Below are 6,354 nucleotides of genomic sequence, written 5' to 3' on the forward strand. Positions count from 1 at the left end.
ATGAGGGAAGACATTATAAAAAGTTAAGTCCGTTTATTGCTTGTCACCAAACGATTTTAAAAGATTTTCTGGATGATTTCTGGGATTACTACCGAGACTTACTTGCTTACAAAGATTCTCCCAGTCAACAAAAGGCTGAAAAACTCCGGTCTGAGTTTTGGAAACTTTTTTCGCTTCAAACTGGTTATGAACAGTTGGATGAGCGAAAACGATTAACGCTGCTAAAAATTTCCGAGTTGCTTTTAGTATTAGAGCATCCTGAATTGCCTTTGCATAATAATCCGGCAGAGTTAGCTGCTAGGACAATGGTGCAACGGCGTAATATTAGTTATGCCACTCAAACTCTTGAAGGTACTCAGGCTTGGGATACTTTTATGTCTCTTGTTGCTACTACTCGTCAGTTGGGTATCAGTTTTTTTGAATATATCCGTGACCGCATTTCTCAGACTGGGAATATTCCCTTTTTGGCAACTATTATTCGCGAAAAATCTGCTCTCAATTCTTTTGGTTTGTCATGGATGCCTGAATAACTCTTTCCCCGATATATTGAGGGGATACCAATTAATCTTAGTGAAGAACCTTGTATAGTTGTCAATGCTGTTTTACAGCACGGGCAAAGCGATGAAAAAGATTATCGTCCGGTGAAACCTCCTATACCTTATGATATAGATTGGGCAAAAAAATTATTTAGAGAACATAGTTTTTCTAATTGATTTATAGCATCAGCAATTGCTTTTTCACTAAAAGAATAGAATCTAAGACGCTCAAAAACATTACTTTTTTGTTATAAATAGATATTTTGTGAATTACTAAACGAGGTCTTATCTGTTAATTCCACACTACAATTAGACATCATAATCACAGGAATAGCTGGAGTATTTTCTACCTGTTTTGTATTATCAAATAACCCTCCGAAACTCTTATTTCTCTGTGTCCTCTGCGTCCTCTGCGGTATGTCTATGGCTCCTGCGTCGCCACGCAAGCTATCGACTCCCGTAAGGGATACGTCTTTTCATGATTTTGCGTAAGTACTAGGTAATTGTTAGATACCCCCTTTTTTAAGGGGGGTTTGAGTAGCAGGGAAAATGCCTGTACTATCAGGGTTAACGCTGAATCAATTGGCAATTAGAGGATCTTGGCAGAACGCAGACCAAACAATAAGCCTACAGCTACACCCATAAACACACCTAAAAATACAACATATTCAATTACAGCCATTTTCCTTTCTCCAAATTAGTTACTTATTTATATTGAATCATCAAAAATTCTGAAAGGGAACAGGGAAGAGGGAATAGGCAACCGGAAAGAAGTTGCCAAATTGGGGTAAAATACGCGGACGAGTGCTGATATTAGGGTTGTGGAATGAGTTCTGTAATTAAAGTAGATATACCAGAAAAGTCTTATGATATTGCGATCGCACCTGGGAGTTTAGATCAACTAGGTGAACAAATGGCAAGTTTGAAACTAGGTAAAAAGGTATTGCTAGTTTCCAACCCGATGATATTTAAATATTATGGCGAAAGAGCGATCGCATCTTTGCAAAATGCCGGTTTTGAAGTCGTCAGCTACAACTTACCTCCCGGTGAACGCTACAAAACCCTCAACTCCATTCAAAAACTCTATGATATCGCCCTGGAAAATCGCCTAGAACGCTCCTCAACAATGGTAGCCTTGGGGGGAGGCGTTGTTGGTGATATGACAGGCTTTGCTGCCGCTACATGGCTCAGAGGCATCAATGTTGTGCAAGTTCCTACCAGTCTCTTAGCAATGGTAGATTCGGCTATTGGTGGCAAAACTGGAGTAAATCATCCCCACGGCAAAAACTTGATTGGTGCATTTCATCAACCCAGTCTAGTTTTAATTGACCCAGAAGTCTTAAAAACCTTACCTGCGAGGGAATTTCGAGCAGGAATGGCAGAGGTGATCAAATACGGCGTTATTTGGGACACCGAATTGTTTACCCAACTAGAAGCAAGTAAACACCTTGACCAACTCCGCTATGTAAAATCCGACCTGATAAACAGCATATTAACTCATTCCTGTCAAGCAAAGGCAGATGTTGTCAGCAAAGATGAAAAAGAATCTGGACTGAGGGCAATTTTGAATTATGGTCATACCATTGGTCATGCGGTGGAAAGCTTAACAGAGTACCGTTTGTTGAAACACGGGGAAGCTGTAGGAATCGGTATGGTAGCAGCAGGAGAAATTTCTGTAAAGTTGGGACTTTGGCAACAAGCAGACACAGAACGTCAAAACGTCTTAATTAAAAAAGCAGGTTTACCCACCCAAATACCCGCAGGTTTAGATAGTGAAGCGATTATTGATGCTTTGCAATTAGATAAAAAAGTCAAATCTGGTAAAGTCAGATTTGTACTACCAACCCAAATTGGTGAAGTCAAAGTTACCGACGAAGTACCAGCGGAGATGATTCGAGAAGTATTATTGGGGAATAGGGAATAGGAGTCGTAAGGGCGAAGCATTCGGAAAATAAACTTGGGAAAAATGGATAATTTATCGCCCGAATGCTTCGCCCCTACAGGAGTCAGGAGACAAGAAGAGGAGAAAGAATAGGATTTAAGGACTTACGCAAAATATCTCTCAAACTCTCTTTCCTTCGTGTCCTTCGTGTCTTCGTGGTTGATCATTCCTTCTTCTATGCTCCTACTTCTACACCGCTAAACAGGTAAAGGTGCGATACCGTTTAATTGACGGGCAGCAGTAACACAAACAGGACAATCACAGCCAAACAACTTGATAGCTAGATCACTATCTGCATCGGTGAATTCTAGTTCATCAGGATTATTTGGTTGTGCTTGTGTTCCTTGCATAGATGATTCTGTAACAGTCGTAGCAGCATTACTTTCCTTTATACATCTCGAACTTAACCTTGCAGAGTCAGAAGAACGGACACAAGATAGAGAAGTAGTAGTAGCAGGTTTAATTACTTGATTAGCATGAGCCGGTCTAGCCATCATCACCATAGATAGCATGGACGTAAACAATACGGGGCTAGAAATTAAAGTTAAAATAAATTTTTTGTTCATGTACACTTAAAAACCTTGTTATTAGGGAAACAAACCAATTTATCTTTTCTGACAATTTGGTGGTAAATCAGTCTATCTTATCCAAGAAAAGGCAAAAGGCAAGAGGACATCATCAATAATTACCCATTTGCCTAATCTTAAGTGAATCTTCAGACTTTAGACCTGCGATCGCTAAGTTGATAACATTAGAGTAGATGTCTAAAGAATGGATCTAAATGTATTTATTTACAGTTAAAACGATAACTTGTTTTTAGCTATAACTTCTCAGTATTTTGCTCCAAAAAGCTCGATTTTCTAAACTCAAGTAGTTATCTAAATAAACTGAATATGAGCATTATATCATTAGTTATAGTTTCTCATAGTAAACAATTAGCACTGGGAGTACGGGAACTTGCTGTACAAATGGTTCATGAACGAGTTCCCATAGCCATAGCCGCGGGGATAGAAGATCCCGAAAATCCTCTCGGTACGGACGCAATGCAGGTATATGAAGCCATTATTTCCGTATTTTCCGATGCTGGTGTTTTGGTGTTGATGGATTTGGGTAGCGCCGTCATGAGCGCAGAAATGGCTTTAGAATTCCTCTCTCCCGAACAACGAGCCAAGGTATATTTATGTTCATCACCTTTCGTTGAAGGGACTATAGCGGCGGCTGTTTCGGCTGCGGCTGGTAACAGCATCCAAACAGTCATTGCTGAAGCTCAAGGGGCATTATTAGCCAAAGCCACACTTTTGGGTGTGAGTGACAATCTTAAACCTCACGCTTGTCCTATGGCGAGGAAACGGGGTGTCAGTGCAGAAAAAACTAGGGAAATTCGCCTCACAATCAAAAACCGCTTAGGTTTGCACGCCCGCCCAGCAGCGCAGTTTGTCGCCACTGCATCCCGCTATCAATCCCAAATTCAGGTACAAAATTTAACAAGAGGTACGGCGGCAGTTCGCAGTGATAGTATTAATCAAGTTGCAACTTTGGGAGCGCGTCAAGGACATGAATTATTAATTACTGCTACTGGTACAGATGCTCAAGCGGCGTTAACAGCATTACAAGCCTTAATTGTCAATAATTTTGGTGAAGATGATCGTCTGATTAAAGTCCGACGGGTTGCACCCCAGGAAGTGACACCAGCAACGGAAGGGGAACTACTGGGAATTGGTGCTTCTGGCGGAATAGCGATCGCTCCGGTAGTTCATTATGAATCTGTACCCATGTCTATTGTTCAATATCGCATCGAAAATGTGGAAATAGAGTGGCAAAGATTACAAGCGGCGATTCAAATCGCTAAACAAGAAATTCAGGGTTTATTGTCCCATACTTATGTACAAATTGGTGATGCGGAAGCAGCCATTTTTGATGCTCATCTGCTGTTTTTAGAAGATCCTCTATTACTTGAAGCGGCACGCAAACGGATTATTGAACAACATATTAATGCCGAAGCAGCTTGGCAAACAGTGGTGGATGAAGTAGCAAATTCCTATTATCAACTTGAGGATGCTTATTTACAAGAACGGGTGGATGATGTCGTAGATGTGGGGCGGAGGGTGTTACGAATTTTACTAGGGAATGCGCCGGCTAACTTGGAAATAACTACACCATCTATAATTCTGGCTACAGATTTAACTCCCTCGGATACGGCTAGATTAGATCCACAGAAGGTTTTAGGTATTTGTACGACTTTCGGTAGTGCTACTTCTCATAGTGCGATTATTGCCAGAACATTAGGAATTCCGGCTGTTTTGGGTGTAGATGCAAAAATCCTCAAGGTGGAAAATGGAACTTTGATTGCCCTAGATGGGGAAAGTGGCAAAGCTTGGATTACGCCAAATGCAAAGCTTGTAGAAACTTTAGAAGCAAAACGTCAAGCTTGGCAAACTGCCCAAGAGGAAGCGCAAAAACAGGCACATCAACCAGCTATTACTCTGGATGGGCAGCGGATTCCGATCTTAGCAAATATCAGCAGTATTGCGGATGCTCAAGTAGCAATTAGTAATGGAGCGGAAGGGGTTGGACTATTGCGAACTGAGTTTTTATACTTTGATTGTGACAGTGTGCCGGGTGAAGAGAAGCAATTAACAGTATATCAGTCTATTGCTAAAGTTTTGGAAAATCGTCCTTTAATTATTCGGACTCTTGATGTTGGTGGAGATAAACCACTTCCTTACATGAGTACAGGAGTCACAGAAGCAAATCCTTTTTTGGGAGTGCGGGGAATTCGCTTTTGTTTAGAAAATCCGCAGTTATTTAAAACTCACTTACGGGCAATTTTACGCGCTAGTGCTGGGAATAATATTAAAATTCTGTTGCCGATGATTGCTACTTTAGCAGAAGTTAGGGCAGCTAAGGTAATTTTAGCCCAAGTGCAGGGGGAATTGCGCCAGGAGGAAATTCCCTTTGATGAAAATATGGAAGTGGGGATTATGATTGAGACACCGGCAGCAGTTGCGATCGCTGATCAGTTAGCAAAGGAAGTACAATTCTTTAGTATAGGGACTAATGATTTAAGTCAGTATGTCATGGCAGGCGATCGCAATAATCCCAGAGTAGCAAATTTAGCTGATGCGTTGCAACCTGCGGTATTAAGGATGATTCAGCAAACTGTACAAGCCGCCCATGCAGCAAATATTTGGGTAGGATTATGTGGAGAATTGGCCGCAGATATTATGATTACACCAATTTTATTAGGTTTAGGTTTAGATGAATTGAGTGTTAATCCCCAAGCTATAGCGCCTCTCAAACAAGAGATTACCAGATTAACGATGACACAAGCACAAGCGATCGCATCCCTTGCTTTACAACAAGATTCTGCAACCAGTGTCAGAGCTTTATAATCAAGCTATAACTCGAACTTATGATTTTCAGGATTAACAGGATGTTTTTTATGAAATTAGGACTTACGCACTGTACAAATTCACCATGATGTGAATGAACGAAAATCCGTCGTTTCAGGCTTTTGGCGATTAACTTCCGATCAATAGAGATCGCTCAAAAATCATCGAAAAATCACGTTAAAATGCCCGAAACCCATACATCATATTTGGTTGATCTTGTCAATGCGTAAGTCCTAGAAAATATATTTTTATCTGAATCATAATTTCACATCATTAAATAGGGCTTGCTGATTAAAGCTGAAACCCTTATATAAATAGTGATTGAAGTCTATAAATGGGAAAAAAGTGCAAGGCAATCGGGTAAAATGGGTAAAAATCCTCACAAAAACATAGAAAATGTATCGAAAAATTGAAACTCTACCTACCCCCATAGAAAAGTTTAAACTGCCATTTGAGGGACAGTTGGCAGAAGATAATAGATGGG

At 40.6% G+C, this 6,354-nt stretch carries 4 protein-coding genes and 1 pseudogene; 3 read left to right on the plus strand and 2 right to left on the minus strand.

Going from position 1 to position 6,354, the window contains the following annotated elements; translation table 11 throughout:
* Positions 1 to 530 (plus strand): annotated as a pseudogene (locus FJR38_RS19975) (hypothetical protein); the annotation flags it as partial.
* Positions 531 to 1,125: 595 nt separating this feature from the next.
* On the opposite strand, the gene petL reads toward FJR38_RS19975, so the two are convergent.
* Positions 1,126 to 1,218: a cytochrome b6-f complex subunit PetL gene (gene petL / locus FJR38_RS19980; RefSeq protein WP_168490664.1), complete on the minus strand. Its 93-nt coding sequence runs from the start codon at positions 1,216 to 1,218 to the stop codon at positions 1,126 to 1,128.
* 144 nt (positions 1,219 to 1,362) lie between these two features.
* Here petL and aroB point away from each other — a divergent pair, with 144 nt between their 5' ends.
* Complete coding sequence (gene aroB / locus FJR38_RS19985; RefSeq protein WP_168490644.1) at positions 1,363 to 2,460, plus strand: 3-dehydroquinate synthase; 1,098 nt, start codon at positions 1,363 to 1,365, stop codon at positions 2,458 to 2,460.
* 215 nt (positions 2,461 to 2,675) lie between these two features.
* Here the strand turns inward: aroB and FJR38_RS19990 are convergent, their stop codons facing one another.
* On the minus strand, positions 2,676 to 3,044 hold the full coding sequence (locus FJR38_RS19990; protein WP_168490642.1) for a hypothetical protein: 369 nt from the start codon (positions 3,042 to 3,044) through the stop codon (positions 2,676 to 2,678).
* 333 nt (positions 3,045 to 3,377) lie between these two features.
* On the opposite strand from FJR38_RS19990, the gene ptsP reads away from it, so the two are divergent.
* Positions 3,378 to 5,870: a phosphoenolpyruvate--protein phosphotransferase gene (gene ptsP, locus FJR38_RS19995; RefSeq protein ID WP_371418252.1), complete on the plus strand. Its 2,493-nt coding sequence runs from the start codon at positions 3,378 to 3,380 to the stop codon at positions 5,868 to 5,870.
* Positions 5,871 to 6,354 lie beyond the last annotated feature (484 nt).

It is taken from the genome of Anabaena sp. UHCC 0253 (assembly GCF_009712085.1).
Lineage (GTDB): Bacteria > Cyanobacteriota > Cyanobacteriia > Cyanobacteriales > Nostocaceae > Dolichospermum.